At 64.4% G+C, this 20,031-nt stretch carries 18 protein-coding genes and 1 other RNA gene; 18 read left to right on the top strand and 1 reads right to left on the bottom strand.

Annotated elements, in window-relative coordinates; translation table 11 throughout:
• Nucleotides 1-23 precede the first annotated feature (23 nt).
• The 17 genes from rpsB to ACZY0R_RS27340 all read left to right on the top strand — a co-directional run bounded on the left by rpsB (nucleotide 24) and on the right by ACZY0R_RS27340 (nucleotide 16,290).
• On the top strand, nucleotides 24-767 hold the full coding sequence (rpsB, locus tag ACZY0R_RS27420; RefSeq protein ID WP_045241490.1) for a 30S ribosomal protein S2: 744 nt from the start codon (nucleotides 24-26) through the stop codon (nucleotides 765-767).
• A gap of 262 nt (nucleotides 768-1,029) precedes the next feature.
• Nucleotides 1,030-1,908 carry a translation elongation factor Ts gene (tsf, locus tag ACZY0R_RS27415; protein WP_488862811.1) on the top strand — a complete coding sequence of 293 codons (879 nt, stop codon included), beginning with the start codon at nucleotides 1,030-1,032 and terminating at the stop codon, nucleotides 1,906-1,908.
• A 285-nt stretch (nucleotides 1,909-2,193) separates the two neighbouring features.
• Complete coding sequence (gene pyrH / locus ACZY0R_RS27410; protein ID WP_488862809.1) at nucleotides 2,194-2,904, top strand: UMP kinase; 711 nt, start codon at nucleotides 2,194-2,196, stop codon at nucleotides 2,902-2,904.
• Nucleotides 2,905-3,023: 119 nt separating this feature from the next.
• Nucleotides 3,024-3,584: a ribosome recycling factor gene (gene frr, locus ACZY0R_RS27405; protein ID WP_045241488.1), complete on the top strand. Its 561-nt coding sequence runs from the start codon at nucleotides 3,024-3,026 to the stop codon at nucleotides 3,582-3,584.
• A gap of 53 nt (nucleotides 3,585-3,637) precedes the next feature.
• A complete protein-coding gene (gene uppS / locus ACZY0R_RS27400; protein WP_488862807.1) occupies nucleotides 3,638-4,411 on the top strand; it encodes an undecaprenyl pyrophosphate synthase in 774 nt (257 codons plus the stop codon).
• A gap of 35 nt (nucleotides 4,412-4,446) precedes the next feature.
• A complete protein-coding gene (locus ACZY0R_RS27395; protein ID WP_488862805.1) occupies nucleotides 4,447-5,268 on the top strand; it encodes a phosphatidate cytidylyltransferase in 822 nt (273 codons plus the stop codon).
• 11 nt (nucleotides 5,269-5,279) lie between these two features.
• Nucleotides 5,280-6,458 carry a 1-deoxy-D-xylulose-5-phosphate reductoisomerase gene (gene ispC, locus ACZY0R_RS27390; RefSeq protein ID WP_045241485.1) on the top strand — a complete coding sequence of 393 codons (1,179 nt, stop codon included), beginning with the start codon at nucleotides 5,280-5,282 and terminating at the stop codon, nucleotides 6,456-6,458.
• Nucleotides 6,459-6,596: 138 nt separating this feature from the next.
• Entirely contained in the window at nucleotides 6,597-7,988 is a 1,392-nt protein-coding gene (rseP, locus tag ACZY0R_RS27385; RefSeq protein WP_488862803.1) for an RIP metalloprotease RseP, read from the top strand.
• Between the two features lie 98 nt (nucleotides 7,989-8,086).
• Entirely contained in the window at nucleotides 8,087-10,420 is a 2,334-nt protein-coding gene (gene bamA / locus ACZY0R_RS27380; protein ID WP_276290205.1) for an outer membrane protein assembly factor BamA, read from the top strand.
• Nucleotides 10,421-10,456: 36 nt separating this feature from the next.
• On the top strand, nucleotides 10,457-10,984 hold the full coding sequence (locus ACZY0R_RS27375; RefSeq protein ID WP_276290204.1) for an OmpH/Skp family outer membrane protein: 528 nt from the start codon (nucleotides 10,457-10,459) through the stop codon (nucleotides 10,982-10,984).
• A 35-nt stretch (nucleotides 10,985-11,019) separates the two neighbouring features.
• The gene (lpxD, locus tag ACZY0R_RS27370; protein ID WP_488862800.1) at nucleotides 11,020-12,126 is read left to right on the top strand and encodes a UDP-3-O-(3-hydroxymyristoyl)glucosamine N-acyltransferase; all 1,107 of its coding nucleotides are present in this window, start codon (nucleotides 11,020-11,022) and stop codon (nucleotides 12,124-12,126) included.
• Nucleotides 12,123-12,575: a 3-hydroxyacyl-ACP dehydratase FabZ gene (gene fabZ / locus ACZY0R_RS27365; RefSeq protein WP_045241480.1), complete on the top strand. Its 453-nt coding sequence runs from the start codon at nucleotides 12,123-12,125 to the stop codon at nucleotides 12,573-12,575. Before lpxD ends, fabZ begins: the two co-directional genes overlap by 4 nt.
• 62 nt (nucleotides 12,576-12,637) lie before the next feature.
• Nucleotides 12,638-12,712: non-coding RNA, sX9 sRNA (locus ACZY0R_RS27360), on the top strand.
• Nucleotides 12,713-12,780: 68 nt separating this feature from the next.
• A complete protein-coding gene (gene lpxA / locus ACZY0R_RS27355) occupies nucleotides 12,781-13,584 on the top strand; it encodes an acyl-ACP--UDP-N-acetylglucosamine O-acyltransferase (RefSeq protein ID WP_488862798.1) in 804 nt (267 codons plus the stop codon).
• 14 nt (nucleotides 13,585-13,598) lie between these two features.
• A complete protein-coding gene (gene lpxB, locus ACZY0R_RS27350) occupies nucleotides 13,599-14,807 on the top strand; it encodes a lipid-A-disaccharide synthase (protein WP_045241478.1) in 1,209 nt (402 codons plus the stop codon).
• A complete protein-coding gene (gene rnhB, locus ACZY0R_RS27345) occupies nucleotides 14,807-15,511 on the top strand; it encodes a ribonuclease HII (protein ID WP_488862796.1) in 705 nt (234 codons plus the stop codon). The genes lpxB and rnhB overlap by 1 nt, the downstream gene beginning before the upstream one ends.
• Complete coding sequence (locus tag ACZY0R_RS27340) at nucleotides 15,508-16,290, top strand: TrmH family RNA methyltransferase (protein ID WP_045241476.1); 783 nt, start codon at nucleotides 15,508-15,510, stop codon at nucleotides 16,288-16,290. The genes rnhB and ACZY0R_RS27340 overlap by 4 nt, the downstream gene beginning before the upstream one ends.
• A gap of 124 nt (nucleotides 16,291-16,414) precedes the next feature.
• Here ACZY0R_RS27340 and ppsR read toward each other — a convergent pair whose 3' ends face one another.
• On the bottom strand, nucleotides 16,415-17,230 hold the full coding sequence (ppsR, locus tag ACZY0R_RS27335; RefSeq protein WP_045241570.1) for a posphoenolpyruvate synthetase regulatory kinase/phosphorylase PpsR: 816 nt from the start codon (nucleotides 17,228-17,230) through the stop codon (nucleotides 16,415-16,417).
• 337 nt (nucleotides 17,231-17,567) lie between these two features.
• Here ppsR and ppsA point away from each other — a divergent pair, with 337 nt between their 5' ends.
• Nucleotides 17,568-19,952, top strand: a complete 2,385-nt coding sequence (gene ppsA, locus ACZY0R_RS27330) for a phosphoenolpyruvate synthase (RefSeq protein ID WP_045241475.1) — start codon at nucleotides 17,568-17,570, stop codon at nucleotides 19,950-19,952.
• Nucleotides 19,953-20,031 lie beyond the last annotated feature (79 nt).

The raw sequence follows: 20,031 nt of genomic DNA, 5'->3' as shown, positions 1-20,031 counted from the left end.
ACCTAACCCTTTTGGAGATTTTCATGTCCGTTACCATGCGCGAAATGCTGGAAGCCGGTTGCCACTTCGGCCACCAAACCCGCTTCTGGAACCCCAAGATGGCTCCGTACATCTTCGGCCATCGCAACAAGATCCATATTATCAACCTCGAAAAGACGTTGCCGATGTTCCAGGACGCGCTGAAGTACGTGCGTCAGCTGGCAGCAAACCGCGGCACCGTGCTGTTCGTGGGCACCAAGCGTCAATCGCGCGAAATCCTGGCTGAAGAAGCAGGCCGCGCAGGCATGCCTTACGTCGATGCCCGCTGGCTCGGCGGCATGATGACCAACTTCAAGACCGTCAAGATCTCGATCAAGCGCCTGAAGGACATGGAAGCCGCCAAGGAAGCCGGCGCGCTGGAAACCATGAGCAAGAAGGAAGCGCTGATGTTCGAGCGCGAAATGGACAAGCTGCAAAAGTCCATCGGCGGCATCAAGGACATGAACGGCGTGCCTGACGCTATCTTCGTGGTCGACGTCGGCTACCACAAGATTGCCGTGACCGAAGCCAAGAAGCTGGGCGTGCCCGTGATCGGCGTGGTCGATACCAACCACTCGCCGGAAGGCATCGACTACGTGATCCCCGGTAACGACGACTCGAGCAAGGCAGTTGCCCTGTACGTGCGCGGCGTCGCCGACGCGATCCTGGAAGGCCGTGCAAACGCCGTGCAGGACGTGGTTGAAGCCGCTCGCGGCGGCGACGATTTCGTCGAAGTCGAAGAAGCCTAAGCGCTTGCTGCCGAAAGGACCCCGTACCGCGCGCAAAGCAAGCTGACACATCACCGCTAGCCGACCGGCCCCTGGGCCGGTGCGCTGCGCGCAGCCGGGGCTTTCCGGCAATCAAGGGGGCGAATCTTACGCCCCCTTTTTTCGAATTGTTGTCATCCGCCGCAGGCATGATCTGGCGTGGGTGAAATTGAGCATACCTCCGGTCCCGGGCCCGCCAGATCGATTGCGGGCAGGCCGGGGCGAACCATTCAAGGAGTGACAAATGGCGGCAATTACCGCAAGCATGGTGGCAGAACTGCGCGCAAAGACCGACGCGCCGATGATGGAATGCAAGAAGGCCCTGACCGAGGCCGACGGCAACCTGGAAAAAGCTGAAGAGCTGCTGCGCGTCAAGCTGGGCAACAAGGCCAGCAAGGCCGCTTCGCGCGTCACCGCCGAAGGCGTGGTCGTGTCATACATCGACGGCAACACCGGTGCGCTGGTGGAACTGAACTGCGAGACCGACTTCGTGTCGAAGAACGACGACTTCCTGGCGTTCTCGGCCAAGGTCGCCGAACTGGTCGCCAAGCAGAACCCGGCCGACGTGGCCGCGCTGTCGGCGCTGGAAATCGACGGTGTTTCCGTTGAAGCCACCCGTACCGCCCTGATCGGCAAGATCGGCGAAAACCTGGCGATCCGCCGCTTCGTGCGCTACGCAAATGGCGGCAAGCTGGCAGCCTACCTGCACGGCACCCGCATCGGCGTGATGGTCGAGTTCGAAGGCGACGAAACCGCCGCCAAGGACGTGGCCATGCACGTTGCCGCGATGAAGCCGGTGTCGCTGTCGTCCGCCGACGTGCCCGCCGAGCTGATCGCCAAGGAGCGCAGCATCGCCGAGCAGAAGGCTGCCGAATCGGGCAAGCCGGCTGAAATCGTCGCCAAGATGGTCGAGGGTTCGGTGCAGAAGTACCTGAAGGAAGTGTCGCTGTTCAACCAGACCTTCGTGAAGAACGACAAGCAGACCGTCGAGCAGATGCTCAAGTCCGTCAACACCACGGTCAAGGGCTTCACCCTGTACGTGGTCGGCGAAGGCATCGAGAAGAAGCAGGACGACTTCGCCGCCGAAGTGGCCGCCCAGGTGGCAGCCGCCCAGAAGGCCTGAAGTCCTGGCGGCCAGGCGGGTACCCGGCAGGGTGCCCCGGCGGCCGCCGTATAATGCCGAGGGGCACCGCTAGGTGCCCCTCGGCACAAATGACCGCGCCACGCCTACCCGTGCGGCGCGGGCGTCGTAGCCCGTTTCCGCAGTCGTCTGACTTGCCGTGCGTTTGCCGTGCAGGAGCAGGCCACCCCGAAAACCGGCTTTTACAGCGGCGGCACGCCGATCCGTGCCGCACGCATTCAAATATCCGGCTCGCTCGTGCGAGCCGAACCAGCTCCGGGGATCAATATGCCAGCCTATAAGCGCGTCCTACTGAAATTGTCCGGCGAGGCCCTGATGGGCGATGATGCCTTCGGCATCAACCGCTCCACCATCGAGGCCATGGTCAATGATATTGCCGAGATCGTCAGGCTCGGCGTTCAGGTCGCAGTGGTGATTGGCGGCGGCAATATCTTCCGCGGCGTGGCCGGCGGGGCGGCGGGCATGGACCGCGCCACGGCCGACTATATGGGCATGCTGGCCACCATGATGAATGCGCTGGCGCTGCAGGACGCGATGCGCCACGCCGACGTCGTGGGCCGCGTGCAATCGGCCCTGCGCATGGACCAGGTGGTCGAGCCTTACATCCGCCCGCGCGCCATCCGCCAGCTGGAAGAGGGCAAGGTGGTGATCTTCGCCGCCGGCACCGGCAATCCCTTCTTCACGACCGACACCGCGGCAGCCCTGCGCGGCGCGGAAATCGGCGCGGAGATCGTGCTCAAGGCAACCAAGGTGGACGGCGTTTACACGGCCGACCCCAAGAAAGACCCCAGCGCCACGCGCTACACCACCATTTCCTTCGACGAGGCCATCTCGCGCAACCTGCAGGTGATGGATGCCACGGCATTTGCCCTTTGCCGCGACCAGAAGCTGCCGATCAAGGTGTTCTCGATTGTGAAGCCGGGTGCGCTCAAACGCGTGATCCTTGGCGAGGACGAGGGTACGCTGGTGCACGTCTGATCGCTGCCCAGCCGCCGGTGCGCGGCCGCCAGGAGTGGCATGCGGTCCGGCAAAGAGTAGAATGATTCATTTTCGATCCCGGCGTCCGGGATCATGATTACCCGTTTTTGGAGGTAAAGATGAGCGTCGCTGACATCAAGAAGAGCGCCGAGCAGAAGATGGTGAAGACCATTGAAGCGTTCAAGGCCGACCTGGCCAAGATTCGCACTGGTCGTGCCCACACGGGTCTGCTTGACCATGTCCAGGTGGATTATTACGGTTCGCCGGTGCCGATCAGCCAGGTGGCCAACGTCGGCCTGGCCGATTCCCGCACCATCAGCGTGCAGCCGTGGGAAAAGAAGATGGTCGGCGCCATCGAGAAGGCTATCCGCGATGCCGATCTCGGCCTGAACCCGTCCACCATGGGTGAAACCATCCGCGTGCCGATGCCCATGCTGACCGAAGAGCGCCGCAAGGAACTCGCCAAGGTCGTCAAGGGCGAGGCCGAGGGCGCCAAGATCGCCGTGCGCAACCTGCGCCGCGATGCCAACGAGCAGTTCAAGAAGCTGGTCAAGGACAAGTCCATTTCCGAGGATGACGAGCGCCGCGGCCAGGACGACGTCCAGAAGCTGACCGACAAGTTCGTTGCCGAAATCGACAGGATGGTCGCCGAGAAGGACAAGGAGATCATGACGGTGTGACGCAAAGTGCGGCGGCTTGCAAGCCGCCGCTGTGTCCGCTACCGTTTCCAATCATGCATCACATCAGTTCCACGCTCAGCGTCCCCGAATCCACCTATGTGCCCCGTCACGTTGCCATCATCATGGATGGCAACGGCCGTTGGGCGACCCAGCGGCATCTGCCGCGCGTTGCCGGCCACAGCCGTGGCCTGGATGCAGTCCGGGCGGTGGTGGAGGCTTGCGCGGCGCGTGGCGTGCAGTACCTGACCCTGTTCGCGTTCAGTTCCGAGAACTGGCGCCGCCCGGCCGACGAAGTCTCGTTCCTGATGCGGCTGTTCATGACCGCGCTGCGCCGCGAGGTGGTCAAGATGCACGCCAACAACATCCGGGTGAGGGTGGTTGGCGACCTGAGCCGCTTCAGCCCGCGCATCCAGCAGCTGATCGCCGATGCCGAGGCCCGCACTGCCAGCAACACCGGGCTGACAGTGACCATCGCCGCCAATTATGGCGGCCGCTGGGACTTGCTGCAGGCGATGCGCAAGATGCTGGCGCGCTCGCCCATGCTCGAGCCGGAGGCTGTCGACGAAGCCGTACTCGCCCCGCACCTGGCCATGGCCTATGCGCCCGAGCCGGACTTGTTCATCCGTACCGGTGGCGAACAGCGCATCAGCAATTTCCTGCTGTGGCAACTGGCATACTCCGAACTTTATTTCACCGATGTGTTCTGGCCGGATTTCGGTGCGGCCGAGCTCGACAAGGCGTTTGCCTCGTACCGGCAGCGTGAGCGCCGTTTCGGCCGTACCAGCGCGCAAGTGGTGGCGCCCCCCGGCCTTTCCGGCACCGCCTGATCGTTTTCCTTTTTTTCACCGGAATTCCGCAGCGCATGCTCCTTACCCGTGTCATCACCGCCGTATGCCTGTTGCTGCTGATCCTGCCGATCCTCTTCCTGGCGCCGCCGTCGGCGCTGGCCGGCCTGGTGGCGGTGATTGTCATCCTGGCTGGCTGGGAGTTCGGCCGCCTGATCGGGCTGCGCGGCCCCTGGCCCTATGTCTATGCCCTGGCCTGCCTGGTGGCGCTGATTGGCTGGCATGATGCCGCTGGCCGGCAGGCGCTGACGCTCCTGCTGCAGATCGGCGTGGCTTGCTGGGGCGTGGCGGTGGTCTTGCTGGCACGGGGCGTGCGTCGTGCCACCCCGGCCTTTACACTGCTGGGCGCCATTCTCGGTTTGTTCATGCTGCCGGCCTTCGGCCAGGCCACACTGATCCTGCGCGAGCTGGGCATCGGGGTGCTGCTGTCGGTGGCAGTGCTGGTCTGGGCGGCCGATATCGGCGCCTATTTCGTCGGCAAGGCCATCGGAAAGCGCAAACTCGCACCCACCATCAGCCCGGGCAAGTCCTGGGAAGGCGCCATCGGCGGCTGGGCGCTGGTCCTGGCGATTGCCCTGTCGCTGGCCGTTACCCAGGCTTTTGCGCCGACCTGGTTTTCGCGCATGGCCGGCCATAACGGCCTGGCCGTCGTGACGCTGCTCTCGACACTGCTGGTGATCGCCAGCGTGGTCGGCGACCTCTTCGAGTCGCTGCTCAAGCGGCAGGTCGGCATGAAGGACAGCAGCAGGCTGTTGCCAGGCCACGGCGGCGTGCTCGATCGCATCGACGCGCTGCTGCCCGTATTCCCGCTGGCCGCGTTGCTGGCCATTTATCTTTGAGTTGATCTGATATGCGTCGTATTACCGTACTGGGTGCCACTGGCTCGATCGGGGACAGCACGCTTGATGTGGTCAAGCGCCACCCCGAGCGCTATGCCGTGCATGCGCTGACGGCGCACCGGCAGGTCGACAAGCTGGCCGCCCTGTGCCGCGAGTTCCGCCCGGCCCATGCCGTGGTTGGCACCGCGCAGGCCGCTGGCGAGCTGGAAGCGCTGCTGCGGGCCGATGGCGTCAAGACCGAGGTTGGCTACGGCGAGGCGGCACTGGAAGCGGTAGCGGTGGATCCGGCGGTCGATTCGGTGATGGCCGCCATCGTCGGCGCTGCCGGGCTGCGCCCCACGCTCGCCGCGGCGCGGGCCGGCAAGCGCGTGCTGCTGGCCAACAAGGAAGCGCTGGTGATGTCGGGCCGGCTCTTCATGGATGCCGTACGTGAGCATGGTGCCACGCTGCTGCCGATCGACAGCGAGCACAATGCCATCTTCCAATGCCTGCCGGCGGACGATCCGCGTTTCCGCGCGGGTGTGTCCAAGATCGTGCTGACCGCATCCGGCGGGCCCTTCAGGACCCGCGACCCGGCCACGCTGCGCGATATCTCGCCCGACGAGGCCTGCGCCCACCCTAACTGGGTGATGGGCCGCAAGATCTCGGTGGACTCCGCCACCATGATGAACAAGGGGCTGGAGGTGATCGAGGCGCACTGGCTGTTCGCCGCGCCCGCCGAGCGCATCGAAGTCCTGATCCACCCGCAGAGCATCGTGCATTCCATGGTGTCCTACGCCGACGGTTCGGTGCTGGCCCAGCTCGGCAACCCCGATATGCGCACGCCGATCGCCTACGGGCTGGCGTATCCCGAGCGCATGCACGCTGGCGTTTCTCCGCTGGATCTCACCCGCGCCGGCGCGCTCACCTTCGAAACCCCGGACCTCGTGCGCTTTCCCTGCCTCGGCCTGGCGTTCGACGCCCTGCGCGCGGGCGGGGTCGCCCCGGTGATCCTGAACGCGGCCAACGAGGTCGCGGTCGATGCGTTCCTGCAAGGCCGGATGCGGTTCACCGACATCGCGCGCATTGTGGGCGATGTGCTGGAGCAGGCCACGCAAGGCAGCGCCGACACCCTGGAGGGCGTGCTGGACGCCGACCGCGAGGCGCGCCGCCGCGCCGGTGCCTTGCTGGATAGCGCTGGCTCGTGCTGAAGCCGGCGGGGGGCGATGCCGGGATCGGCGACAATAGCGGTGTTCCGGCAAATGCCGGACCGCCGGTTGCCGGGCCTGACGCCCGGTGTGTCCTTTGTGCCATCGGGGCGGTAAGCCCCTGACGACAAGCTGCCAGCCATGCAAACCGTAATCGCTTTCGTCGCTGCCCTGTGCATCCTGATCTATTTCCATGAGATGGGGCACTACCTGGCCGCGCGCCTGTGCGGAGTCAAGGTGTTGCGTTTCTCGATCGGCTTCGGCCGGCCGCTGTTGCGCTGGGTGTCCAAGGGGCGCGATCGCACCGAATGGACCATCGCCGCGATTCCGCTCGGGGGCTATGTCAAGATGCTCGACGAGCGCGAGAGCGATCCGGAGCATGACGCGCCCATTGATCCGGCGGATTTGCCGCGCGCGTTCAACCGGCAGCCGGTAGGCAAGCGTTTCGCGATTGTCGCGGCCGGGCCGCTGGCCAATTTTGCCCTGGCGGTGGTGCTGTATTTCGTACTGTTTGCCGGCGGCATGCGAGAGGCGGCGCCCATCGTCGCGGCGCCGCCCGCAGGCACGCCCGCGGCAGAGGCGGGCTTGCGGGAGGGCGATCGCGTCCTCGCGTTGCAGGCCAACGGCGAGACCGAGCAGGTGCGTTCCTGGAATGACCTGCGCATGGCCATATTCGCGCAGGGATTCGGCGACGCCAGCGCGGTGCTGCACGTGCGCGCGGCCGACGGCGCTGAGCGCGATGTGAAACTGCCGCGCTTGCCGAATACTGGCGGCAACCCGGAGCAGGACCCGCTTGCCACGCTGGGGCTGGCCCTCAAGGGCGGTCCGGTCACCATTACCGAGGTCCTGCCGGATTCCGCGGCGCAACGCGCCGGCCTGCGCCAGGGCGACCGCGTAGTGGCCTGGCAAGGACAAGCGCTTACCCAGGCCGGCGAACTGATCCGTGGCGTCCGGGCGCGGCCCGGCGTGGAGGTCACGCTCGGCATCGAGCGCGACGGACGGCGCCTGGAAGTGCCGGTGAAACTCGACGCGGTGCCCGCCGCCGAGGGTGCCAGCGCGCCCGCGGCTGGCACCGGCAAGCTGGGTGCCGCGCTGAGCCAGGCGGTCGAGATGGAAACCGTGCGCTACCAGCCGGTCGAAGCGCTGACGCGCTCCATCGGGCAGGTGTGGAGCACCAGCGCGCTCTCGCTCAAGCTGCTTGGCAAGATGCTGGTGGGGCAGGCGTCGCTGCAAAACCTGAGCGGGCCGCTGACCGTGGCGGACTACGCCGGGCGTGCCGCCCACCTCGGATGGCAGCCCTTTGTCGGCTTCCTGGCGTTGGTCAGTGTTAGCCTCGGTGTATTGAATTTGTTACCTATTCCGGTATTGGATGGGGGTCATTTGCTGTATTATTGCGTTGAATTTTTGACTGGCAGGCCCGTACCAGACCATTGGCAGGCTGTGCTGCAGAAGGTCGGCATCGCCTGCGTCTTGCTCCTGACTTCGCTCGCCTTGTTCAACGACGTCAGCCGGCTGTTTCTTGCGCGCGGCTAGACGTGGGTTGCCGGCAGCGGCGTGTCGGTGTCACTGGCACCACGCGCCGGATGCTGAGCCAAGGCGCAGCCCCGTGAAGCATCGGAGCCCAATCCTGCATGGAATCAAAGAGGGGATCAAGATTGATCAGACATAAGCGCATCTCGCTGGGCGTTCTGGCGAGTGCCATCATCGCGGCCTGGACCCCAGTGAGTTGGGCCGCGGAGCCGTTCGTCGTCAAGGACATTCGTGTCGAGGGCCTGCAGCGGGTCGAGCCGGGTACGGTGTTCGGCTACCTGCCGGTCAAGGTCGGCGAGACCTTCAGCGACGACAAGGGCGCGGACGCCATTCGTGCCCTGTATAACACCGGTTTCTTCAAGGACGTCCAGATCCGTTCCGAGGACGGCGTGCTGGTGGTCCAGGTGGAAGAACGTCCCGCCATTTCCCAGCTCGAATTCGTCGGCATCAAGGAATTCGACAAGGACACCCTGCGCCGCTCGTTGCGCGCGGTGGGCGTGGCCGAAGCCCGGTATTACGACAAGGCCCTGATCGACAAGGCAGAGCAGGAACTCAAGCGCCAGTACGTGGCGCGCGGCTACTATGCCGCCGACGTCCAGACCACGATCACCCCGGTCGACCGCAATCGCGTGTCGGTGGTGTTCAATGTCGACGAAGGCCCGGTGGCCAAGATCCGCCAGATCAATATCGTCGGCAACAAGGCTTTCAAGGAAAGCACGCTGCGCGACGAAATGCAGCTGTCGACCCCGAACTGGCTGTCCTGGTACACCAAGAACGACCTGTATTCCAAGCAGAAGCTCACTGCCGACCTGGAATCGCTGCGTTCGTATTACCTGAACCGCGGCTACCTCGAGTTCGCCATCGAATCGACCCAGGTGTCGATCACGCCGGACAAGAAGGACATCTTCCTGACGCTGAACATCAAGGAAGGCGACCAGTACAAGGTGTCGGACATCCGCCTGGCGGGCGAACTGCTCGGCAAGCAGGCCGAGATGGAAAAGCTGCTCAAGCTGCAGAAGGGCGAGGTCTTTTCGTCCGAGAAGCTGACCCAGAGCACCAAGGCCATTACCGACCTGCTGGGCACCTACGGCTACGCGTTCACCACCATCAATCCGCAGCCGCAGATCGACAAGGAAAAGCGCGAGGTCGCGCTGACCCTGATGGTCGATCCGGGCCGCCGCGTCTACGTGCGCCGCGTCAACGTGGTGGGCAACAGCAAGACCCGCGATGAAGTGGTGCGGCGCGAAATGCGCCAGATGGAAAGCTCGTGGTTCGACAGCGAAAAGCTGACCCAGTCGCAGGCGCGTATCAACCGTACCGGCTACTTCACCGATACCAACATCACCACCGAGGACGTGCCCGGCGCGCCCGACCAGGTCGATGTGAACGTCAACGTGACCGAGAAGCCGACCGGGCAGATCAGCCTGGGCCTGGGGTTCTCCTCCACGGACAAGCTGGTGCTGCAGGCCGGCCTGCGCCAGGACAACGTGTTCGGTTCGGGTACCAGCCTGGGCCTGGACGTCAACACCGCGAAGTCCTTCCGCACCATCTCGCTGACGCAGTACGATCCGTACTTCACGGTCGACGGCATCAGCCGCTCGACCGATGTTTACTATCGTACGTCGCGGCCGCTGTACTACACCGGCGACCAGGACTACAAGATCGTGTCGATGGGCGGTGGCTTCAAGTTCGGCGTGCCGTTCTCGGAAGTCGATACGGTGTTCTTCGGTATCGGCTACGAGCGCAGCCAGGTCTACACCTCGGTGAACACGCCGATCCAGTACACCCAGTGGCTGACGAAGATCGGCAAAAACAGCGGCGACCCGATCAACAACTTCCCGTTCACGATCGGCTGGGCCCGCGACCGGCGCGACAGCGCGCTGGTTCCGACCAAGGGACCCTACACGCAGGCCAACCTTGAAGTGGGCGTGCCCGGTGGCGATACGCAGTACTATCGCGCCAGTATCCAGCAGCAGTATTTCTATCCGCTGTCGAAGGCCTTCACGATGGCTTTCAACGGTGAAGTGGCTTACGGTCATGGCTACGGCAACACGCCGTTCCCGGTGTTCAAGAATTTCTACGCCGGCGGTATCGGCTCGGTTCGCGGCTACCAGACCAGCACGCTGGGCCCGAAGGACCAGAACGGCAACCCGACTGGCGGCGCCTCCAAGATGATTGGTAACGTCGAGTTCATCTTCCCGCTGCCGGGTTCGGGCGTGGACCGGACGCTGCGCCTGTTCACCTTCTTCGACTTTGGTAACGTGTACCAGGAAGGCACGCCGCTGTTGTTCAGCCAGCTGAAGTATTCGACGGGCGTGGGCATGTCGTGGCTGTCGCCGATCGGTCCGCTCAAGATCAGCGTGGGCTTCCCGCTGAAGAAGGACGAGACCGACAAGGTACAGCGCTTCCAGTTCCAGATCGGTACCGCGTTCTGAGCGAGAATAGAGAATAGAAGATTGAGGAACGTATTCATGAAAACAACATTCCCACTGATCAAGAGCCTGACGGCCGCCGCGCTGACGGCTGGCGCGCTGCTGGCTGCCGCGCCCGCCATGGCGCAGGAAGCACGCATTGCCGCGGTGAATTCCGAGCGCATCCTGCGTGACTCGGTGCCTGCCAAGCAGGCCCAGGTCAAGCTGGAACAGGAATTCTCCAAGCGCGACCGCGAGCTGCAGGACATGGCCCAGAAGATCAAGGGCATGGCCGACAAGCTCGACAAGGACACTGCCGTGCTGGCTGACGCCGACCGCCAGCGCCGTCAGCGCGAAGTCGCCGATCTCGACCGCGAATTCCAGCGCAAGCAACGTGAATTCCGCGAGGACCTGAACCAGCGCCGCAATGAGGAACTGGCCCAGGTGCTCGAGCGTGCCAACCGCGTGATCCGCCAGCTTGCAGAACAGCGCAAGTACGACCTGATCGTGCAGGAAGCCGTCTATGTCAATCCTCGCATCGACATCACCGACGATGTGATGAAAGCGCTGAACGCCGGTAGTAAGTAAGCCTGCCTGTTTTCACCGTCCAAGGAAGTACTGCCATGCAAACACCCACACTGGGTCAGCTCGCCACCGATACCGGCGCGCAGGTTGTGGGTGATCCCGACCTCGCCGTGCGCGGCCTCGCGCCGCTCGACCAGGCCGGCTCCGACCAGCTCTCGTTCCTCTCCAACCCCCTGTACCTGCCACAGGCGCTGGCGTCCGGCGCCGGCGCCGTGATCGTGTCCGCGGCCGACCTTGAGCGCATCCGGGCTGAAGGCCAGGCCGACGGCCGCAACTGGCTGGTCGCGCGCAATCCCTACGTGTGCTTTGCACGTATCGCGCAGGGCTTCGAGCGCCGTGCCAATACCGACCACCGTACCGGCATCGACCCGCGCGCCAGCGTGGCGCCGGATGCCGTGGTGCCGGCTTCCTGCTTTATCGGGCCCAATGCGGTAATCGAGAACGGGGCACGGCTAGGCGAACGGGTGCGCATCCTGGCCAACGGCTTTGTCGGCGCCGGGGCACAGATTGGCGACGACACGCTGATCTACGCCAATGTCTCGATCTATCATCAATGCGTGGTGGGCATGCGATGCATACTGCACAGCGGGGTGGTGTTGGGCGCCGATGGCTTTGGCTTTGCCCCGGACATCGGCCCGGGCGGCGTGGAATACGTCAAGATTCCCCAGACCGGCCGCGCGGTGTTAGGTAACGATGTCGAGGTGGGTGCCAATACCGCGATCGATCGCGGCGCCATGGCCGATACGGTCATCGAGGACGGCTGCAAGCTCGACAACCAGGTGCAGATCGCGCATAACGTGCGCGTGGGCGCGCATACTGTGATCGCGGGCTGCGCGGCGATTGCCGGCAGTACCAAGGTCGGCCGCTTCTGCGTCATCGGGGGCTCGGCCAACTTTGCCGGCCACCTGAACATTGCCGACCGCACCACGGTTTCCGGTGGCACGTCGATCACTAAATCCATTACCAAGCCCGGCGGTCATTTCACCAGCGTGTTCCCGGTCCAGCCGCATGGCGACTGGGAACGCACCGCGGCCACCTTGCGAGGGCTGAGCAAATTGCGCGAGCGCGTGATCCAGCTCGAAAAACGCCTGCAAGGCCAGGACGCCGGCAATTCTATCCAGCATACCGAAGAGAAAAAATCATGAACGCCGTCGATATCGACATCCGCAAGATCCTCAAGCTGCTGCCGCATCGTTACCCGTTCCTGATGGTAGACCGGGTGCTTGAACTGGAGCCGCAAAAGCGTATCAAAACGCTGAAGAACGTCACCATGAACGAGCCGTACTTCCAGGGCCATTTCCCGGGTCACCCCGTGATGCCGGGCGTGATGATCCTTGAAGCGCTGGCGCAGTCGGCCGGCCTGCTGACCTTTGGCGCCGACATGGAGCGCAAGGAAGGCTCGCTTTATTACTTCGTCGGCATCGACGGCGCGCGCTTCAAGCAGGTTGTGACGCCGGGCGACCAGCTGCACATGACCGTATCCGTAGAGCGCTATATCCGCGGCATCTGGAAGTTCAAGGCGTTTGCCACCGTCGACGAGAAGGTGGCTTGCGAAGCTGAGTTGATGTGCACCGTCAAACAAGCCGACGCCTGAAAATTCGCATTCAGGGCTACTGCGCGGTCGCCATGCGGCACCGTCCGCTGCTCGGAATCCTCACGTACCAATGTACGTTGCGGTTCCTGCGCCGCGGGCGGCACCACCTGACGGCCGCTCGCTACGCCCTGAAAGCGAATTTGGACGTGTTGGTTCATTGTTTCGATCGTTCAACTTTTCAATCTCAGACCATAGGACAGGACGCATGACGCAAATCCATCCCAGCGCACTGGTCGACCCGAAGGCCGAGCTTGCAGCCGACGTGACCGTCGGGCCGTTTTCCGTCGTTGGTCCCAACGTTCGCCTTGGCAGCGGTACCCAGGTTGGCGCGCACACGACCATCGAAGGGCATACCACCGTCGGCGCGGATAACCGCATTGGGCCATATGCCTCGGTTGGTGGCACGCCGCAGGACATGAAGTACCGCAACGAGCCGACCCGGCTCGTGATCGGTGATCGCAATACCATTCGCGAGTTCACCACCATCCACACCGGCACGGTGCAGGACCAGGGCGTGACCAGCATCGGCGACGACAACTGGATCATGGCCTATGTCCACATCGCGCACGATTGCCGGGTGGGCGACCATACGGTGTTTTCCAGCAATGCGCAGATTGCCGGCCATGTGCAGGTGGGCGACTGGGCCATCCTTGGCGGCATGAGCGGGGTTCATCAGTTCGTGCGCATCGGCGACCACGCCATGCTGGGCGGCGCCTCGGCACTGGTGCAGGACCTGCCGCCGTTCGTGATCGCCGCCGGCGACAAGGGTGGCAACAAGGCCACGCCGCACGGCATCAACGTGGAAGGCATGCGCCGCCGTGGCTTCGACGCCGCGCAGATCGCGGCCCTGCGCCAGGCCTACAAGGTACTGTACAAGTCCGACCTGAGCTTCGAAGCCGCCCGCAACGAGATCGCGCAACTGATCGCGCATGCCGAAGGCAGCGCCAAGGTGCCGCTGCAGGGCTTCCTCGACTTCATTGCCGCCACGCAGCGCGGCATTGTGCGCTGAAGCCGGCCCACGCCATGGTCGACGGTGTCCTACCGGCCACGGGTGCTACGCGGGACGTGGCAGGCGCGGGTACGCGCGGCACCATTGCCATGGTGGCCGGCGAGAACTCGGGTGATCTGCTGGCTTCCCTACTGATGGGCGGGCTCAAGGCCCGGCTCGGCGAAACCGTTCGCTACGCCGGCATTGGCGGGCCGCGCATGATGGCGCAGGGGTTCGAGTCGCAATGGCCGATGGATACGCTCTCGGTCAACGGCTATGTGGAGGTGCTGGGCTCGCTGCGCGAGATCCTGGCCACGCGCCGCGCCATCAGGGAACAGCTGATCGCGCAGCCGCCGCTGTGCTTCATCGGGGTGGATGCGCCGGATTTCAACTTCGGGCTGGAAGTGCCGCTGCGCCGTGCCGGCATTCCCGTGGTGCATTTTGTCAGTCCTTCGATCTGGGCATGGCGGGGCGGACGCATCCGTACCATCGCACGCGCGGTCGATCACATCCTGTGCCTGTTCCCGTTCGAACCGGAGATCTACGCCCGCGCCGGCATTCCCGCTACCTACGTGGGCCATCCGCTGGCTGACGTGATCCCGATGGTGCCGGATACGCAGGGCGCGCGCGCGCGGCTGGGCCTGCCGGCCGGGCCCCGCGTGGTGGCCGTGTTGCCCGGCAGCCGGCAATCCGAGGTGCGCAACCTTGGGGCGACGTTCTTCGATGCCATGGCGCGCATGCACGGCATGGACGGCAATCTTGCCTTCGTGTTGCCGGTCGCCAGCGCGCCGCTGCGCGAGATCGTCGAGAGCCTGCATCAGCAGTATCCGCAGATTCCGCTGACCGTCATCGACGGGCAGTCGCACCTTGCCATGGAAGCCGCCGACGTGATCCTGCTGGCCAGCGGCACCGCCACGCTGGAGGCGGCGCTGTACAAGAAGCCGATGGTGATCTCGTACAAGGTGCCCTGGCTGACCGCGCAGATCATGAAGCGGCAGGGGTACCTGCCGTATGTGGGCCTGCCCAACATCCTGTCGGGGCGCTTTGTCGTGCCCGAACTGTTGCAGGACGACGCCACGCCAGAGGCGCTGGCGCGCGAGACGCTGCTGCAGTTGAACGACGATGGCAATACCGCGTTTCTGCGCGAACATTTCACCCAGATGCACCAGACCCTTAAACGCAATACCGCCGAGATCGCCTCGGAGGTGGTCGCCGGCCTGATCCGGCAACGCAGGGGCGGGTAATGGCGCGCCGTCCCGCTGCCAAGGGCAATCCGGCCCAACTCGGTTTCGACCTCGCCGACACCGCCGCGCAGGTCCGCCACCTGTGTGGCGTGGACGAGGCGGGCAGGGGCCCGCTGGCCGGCCCCGTCTATGCCGCCGCCGTGGTGCTTGATCCGGAGCGTCCGATCAAGGGCCTGGCCGATTCCAAAGTGCTGACAGCCCTGCGCCGGGAGGCGCTGTTCGAGCAGATCTGCGAACGCGCGCTGGGCTGGCATATCGCCTTCGCCACGGTGGAAGAGATCGACACCATCAACATCCTGCACGCCACCATGCTGGCCATGCAGCGCGCGGTGCACGGCCTGGCGGATGCCGGCCTGGAGCCAGACCTGGTGCAGGTCGACGGCAACCGCTGCCCGCAGGTGCGCTTTGCGGTCGAGGCCATCGTCAAGGGCGATGCCAAGGTGCAGGCGATATCGGCGGCGTCGATCCTCGCCAAGGTGGCGCGCGATCGTGAATTGCTGACGCTGCACGCGTCGTACCCGCAGTATGGCTTCGACGCCCACTCGGGCTACGGCACGCCGCAGCACTTGGCCGCGCTCACGCAGTACGGCGCCACGCCGCACCATCGGCGCTCGTTCGCGCCGGTGCGCGAGGCCATCGCGCTAGGGCGCATCGCGCCTGCCGCCGGCATGCCACCGCCGTCTTTCCCGGAGCAGGTATCGTGAAGCACGTCACGTCGCGCGACAACGCGCTGTTCAAGCACCTCAAGGCCCTGACCGGTTCCACGCATGCCCGCCGCAAGGCCGGGCAATCGGTGCTCGATGGCGTGCATCTTGCGCAGGCCTACCTGGATGCGCTGGGCCAGCCGGTGCAGTGCGTGGTGTCGGAGCGGCACTACGATCACGCCGAGGTGGCTCCGCTGCTCAGGCAGATCGCGCCCGAACGCGTGGTACTGCTGGCGGACGCCTTGTTCGACCTGATTGCCGGCGTGGTCAACGGCATCGACCTGATGCTGGTTATCGAGACGCCGTCCGGCCACCTGCCATCGCATATCGATACCGATTGCATCATCCTGGACGGCGTGCAGGATGCCGGCAACGTGGGCTCGATCCTGCGCAGCGCGGCCGCCGCTGGAATCGGCCATGCGTTCCTCGTCACGGGCAGCGCCTTCGCCTGGTCCACCAAGACCTTGCGTGCGGCCATGGGCGCCAATTTCCACCTGAATATCGTCGAGCATTGCACGCTGGACATGCTGGCGCCGCGCCTGGCGGTGCCGCTGCTGGCGACGTCCTCGCATGCGCAGGCAGCCGTGTTCGACACCGATTTGCGCGGCCCGGTGGGCTGGGTGGTGGGCAATGAAGGCGCGGGCGTCAGCCCGGAGTGGATGGCCAGGGTCAGCCGCACGGTGGGCATTCCGCAGCCGGGCGGGCTGGAATCGCTGAATGTGGCGGCGGCTACGGCGATCTGCCTGTTCGAGGCGGTGCGGCAGCGGCGGCCCGGTTGATGCTATAAGGCCCACGGGCGGATTGCTTCCCCCTCCCCCTGAGGGCAGTAGGAATCAACACCGGCAGGTGCATCAGGCGGCTTTGGCGCACCGTTCAGCTTCGTTCGGCGCGCCGGCTGCCTTCTCAATAATTACTATCCCGATCCACCTTGATCTCCTGCAGGATCGTGGTGGCGATCTCTTCGATCGACTTGTGCGTGGACGACAGCCACTTGATGCCCTCGCGGCGCATCATGGCCTCGGCCTCATTGACCTCGTACCGGCAGTTTTCCGGCGCCGCGTATTTGCTGCCCGGCCGCCGCTCGTTGCGGATCTCGGCCAGGCGCTGCGGATTGATCGACAGGCCGAAGATCTTGGGCTTGAACGCATACAGGGCGCTCGGCAGCTTGCCGCGCTCGAAATCGTCGGGAATCAGCGGGTAGTTGGCCGCCTTGAGACCGTACTGCATGGCCAGGTACAAGCTGGTCGGGGTCTTGCCGCTGCGCGAAACGCCGACCAGGATGATGTCGGCCTCGGCCAGGTTCTTGTGCGACTGGCCGTCGTCATGCGCGAGCGAGAAGTTGATCGCCTCGATGCGGTTCTGGTAGGCCTCGGTGTCCGCGTTCTGGTGGAAGCGCCCGATCGCATGGGTGGACTTGAGGCCGAGTTCCTTCTCCAGTGGCTCGATGAAGGTCTGGAACATGTCCAGTATCATGGCCTTGGCGCGGCGGATCGCCTTGTTCGACTCCTGGTTGACCAGGGTGGTGAAGACGATGGGCTGCACCCCTTCCGCGTAGAAGGCTTCGTTGATCTTGCCGACCGCGATATGTGCTTTCTCGGGCGTGTCGACAAACGGCATGCGCACCTTGCGGAAACGCATCTCGAACTGGGCCAGGATCGAGTGGCTGAAGGTCTCGGCAGTGATGCCGGTACCGTCGGAGACGATAAAGACCGTACGGATGGCGGGGCGCTCTTCCGTACGCGGTTCCTGGGGTTCCTGCGGTGCAGCGGGAGCGTCGGGCTGGGACATGTTAGGACAATATTTTTGAATCCGCGCTCCGCGAAAGTGCGGTGCGGCACGGTAGAATAGCGGCGATCTTTTCGCTAAGCAATTCCGCCAGCGCTGTTGGTGCAACGATTCGGGCACGAATTGTCAACAATGTGCGCTGCAGCAATCACGATCGCGCGCCGATCGTGACAACGCTGGGGTTGTTTAGCCAAGCGATCCGTCCGGTAGCAGAACTCCAACAATATTCCGGGCGTCAGCAACAGGTTTCTTACTTTGTTTTGAGGCTTTTATGAACAACCCGGCAATTGACGGCGCATACGTGCTGCCGTTCGAGCAGTTGCGCAAGGAAGATGTGGAAACCGTGGGCGGCAAGAATTCGTCGCTCGGCGAGATGATCTCGCAACTGGCCGAGGCCGGCGTGCGGGTGCCCGGTGGCTTTGCCACCACCTCGCTGGCTTTCCGCGATTTCCTCGCCCACAGCAACCTGACCCAGCGTATTTCCGATCGCCTCAAGGCCCTCAACGTCGACGACGTCAAGGCCCTGGCCGAAGCCGGCGCCGAGATCCGCAACTGGGTCATCGAAGCGCCGTTCCAGCCGCGCCTGGAAAAGGAAATCCGCGAGTTCTACGCACGTGCCGAAGAGCGCGAGGGCGCCGAGGCGTCGTTCGCCGTGCGCTCGTCGGCCACCGCTGAAGACCTGCCCGATGCGTCCTTCGCCGGCCAGCAGGAGTCGTACCTCAACGTCAGCGGCATCGACGACGTGCTGGAGAAGATCCGCCACGTGTTTGCCTCGCTGTACAACGACCGCGCCATTTCCTATCGCGTGCACAAGGGCTTCGCGCACGACATCGTCGCGCTGTCGGCCGGCGTGCAGCGCATGGTGCGCTCGGATGTGGGCGCCGCGGGCGTCATGTTCACCATCGACACGGAATCCGGTTTCGCGGATGTGGTCTTCATCACTTCCAGCTACGGCCTGGGCGAGACGGTGGTGCAGGGCGCGGTCAACCCGGACGAGTTCTACGTCTTCAAGCCCACGCTGCAAGCGGGCAAGCAGCCGATCATCCGCCGCTCGATCGGCTCCAAGCTGATCAAGATGGAATTCACGGCGCCGGGCGAAGCCGGCCGCGTCAAGACCGTCGACGTACCCATCGAGTTGCGCAACCGCTACTCCATCACCGACGCCGATGTGTCGGAGCTGGCCAAGTACGCGATGATCATCGAGAAGCATTACGGCCGCCCGATGGACATCGAGTGGGGCAAGGACGGCCGCGACGGCAAGATCTACATCCTGCAGGCCCGCCCGGAAACGGTGAAGAGCCAGTCCGCCGGTAAGGCCGAGCAGCGCTTCAAGCTCAAGGGCACCGCCCCCGTGCTGACCAGCGGTCGCGCCATCGGCCAGAAGATCGGCACCGGCCGCGTGCGCGTGATCAATGACCCGTCAGAGATGGAGCGCGTGCAGCCTGGCGACGTGCTGGTCGCCGACATGACCGATCCCAACTGGGAGCCGGTGATGAAGCGCGCCGCCGCCATCGTGACCAACCGTGGCGGCCGTACCTGCCACGCGGCCATCATCGCGCGCGAGCTGGGCGTGCCCGCCGTGGTCGGTTGCGGCGATGCGACTGACCTGCTCAAGGACGGCACGCTGGTGACGGTGTCGTGCGCCGAGGGCGACGAAGGCCGCGTCTACGACGGCCTGCTCGAGACCGAAGTGACCGAAGTGCAGCGCGGCGAGATGCCGGAAATCGACGTCAAGATCATGATGAACGTCGGTAACCCGCAGCTGGCATTCGACTTTTGCCAGATCCCGAACCAGGGCGTCGGCCTGGCTCGCCTCGAGTTCATCATCAACAACAATATCGGCGTCCACCCCAAGGCCATCCTCGACTACCCGCAAGTCGACGCCGACCTGAAGAAAGCAGTGGAAAGCGTGGCCCGCGGCCATGCCAGCCCGCGCGCCTTCTATGTGGACAAGCTGGCCGAGGGCATCGCCACCATCGGCGCGGCCTTCTACCCGAAGCCGGTCATCGTGCGCCTGTCGGACTTCAAGTCCAACGAGTACAAGAAGCTGATCGGCGGTTCGCGCTACGAGCCGGATGAAGAAAACCCCATGCTGGGCTTCCGCGGCGCCTCGCGCTACATCTCCGAAGACTTCGCAGAAGCCTTCGAGATGGAATGCAAGGCCATGAAGCGCGTTCGCGACGACATGGGCCTGACCAACGTCGAAATCATGGTGCCGTTCGTGCGGACCCTGGGCCAGGCCGAGAAGGTCATCGGCCTGCTGGCCAAGCACGGCCTGAAGCGCGGCGAAAACGGCCTGCGCGTCATCATGATGTGCGAGGTGCCGTCCAACGCCATCCTGGCCGAAGAGTTCCTGCAGTATTTCGACGGCTTCTCGATCGGCTCGAACGACCTGACCCAGCTCACGCTGGGCCTGGACCGCGACTCCGGCATGGAGCTGCTGGCCAAGGACTTCGACGAACGCGACCCGGCGGTCAAGTTCATGCTGTCGCGCGCCATTTCCACCGCGCTGCGCCTGGACAAGTACGTCGGCATCTGCGGCCAGGGTCCTTCGGATCACCCGGACTTTGCGCTGTGGCTGGCCAAGGAAGGCATCAAGTCGATTTCGCTGAATCCCGATTCCGTGATCGATACCTGGAAGCAACTGGCTTCCTGAGGCATTTGACGTCACAATAGCGGTACACCGGCCCTGCGCCTGGTGTTCCTAACCCCCGCAGGCGCTCTGGCGCTGCGGG

It is taken from the genome of Cupriavidus sp. F041 (genome assembly GCF_057814235.1).
The sequence above is the reverse complement of the archived record's forward strand: the minus strand, read 5'-3'. Positions and strand labels throughout refer to the sequence as shown.

What these genes read in the sequence shown, in the direction of transcription:
- ACZY0R_RS27395 (WP_488862805.1), top strand. Translation starts at nt 4,447, where the DNA reads ATGCTCCTTACCCGTGTCATCACCGCCGTATGCCTGTTGCTGCTGATC.
- pyrH (WP_488862809.1), top strand. Translation starts at nt 2,194, where the DNA reads ATGCCAGCCTATAAGCGCGTCCTACTGAAATTGTCCGGCGAGGCCCTG.
- rseP (WP_488862803.1), top strand. Translation starts at nt 6,597, where the DNA reads ATGCAAACCGTAATCGCTTTCGTCGCTGCCCTGTGCATCCTGATCTAT.
- ACZY0R_RS27375 (WP_276290204.1), top strand. Translation starts at nt 10,457, where the DNA reads ATGAAAACAACATTCCCACTGATCAAGAGCCTGACGGCCGCCGCGCTG.
- rpsB (WP_045241490.1), top strand. Translation starts at nt 24, where the DNA reads ATGTCCGTTACCATGCGCGAAATGCTGGAAGCCGGTTGCCACTTCGGC.
- frr (WP_045241488.1), top strand. Translation starts at nt 3,024, where the DNA reads ATGAGCGTCGCTGACATCAAGAAGAGCGCCGAGCAGAAGATGGTGAAG.
- bamA (WP_276290205.1), top strand. Translation starts at nt 8,087, where the DNA reads ATGGAATCAAAGAGGGGATCAAGATTGATCAGACATAAGCGCATCTCG.
- fabZ (WP_045241480.1), top strand. Translation starts at nt 12,123, where the DNA reads ATGAACGCCGTCGATATCGACATCCGCAAGATCCTCAAGCTGCTGCCG.
- uppS (WP_488862807.1), top strand. Translation starts at nt 3,638, where the DNA reads ATGCATCACATCAGTTCCACGCTCAGCGTCCCCGAATCCACCTATGTG.
- tsf (WP_488862811.1), top strand. Translation starts at nt 1,030, where the DNA reads ATGGCGGCAATTACCGCAAGCATGGTGGCAGAACTGCGCGCAAAGACC.
- ppsA (WP_045241475.1), top strand. Translation starts at nt 17,568, where the DNA reads ATGAACAACCCGGCAATTGACGGCGCATACGTGCTGCCGTTCGAGCAG.
- lpxD (WP_488862800.1), top strand. Translation starts at nt 11,020, where the DNA reads ATGCAAACACCCACACTGGGTCAGCTCGCCACCGATACCGGCGCGCAG.
- rnhB (WP_488862796.1), top strand. Translation starts at nt 14,807, where the DNA reads ATGGCGCGCCGTCCCGCTGCCAAGGGCAATCCGGCCCAACTCGGTTTC.
- lpxA (WP_488862798.1), top strand. Translation starts at nt 12,781, where the DNA reads ATGACGCAAATCCATCCCAGCGCACTGGTCGACCCGAAGGCCGAGCTT.
- lpxB (WP_045241478.1), top strand. Translation starts at nt 13,599, where the DNA reads ATGGTCGACGGTGTCCTACCGGCCACGGGTGCTACGCGGGACGTGGCA.
- ispC (WP_045241485.1), top strand. Translation starts at nt 5,280, where the DNA reads ATGCGTCGTATTACCGTACTGGGTGCCACTGGCTCGATCGGGGACAGC.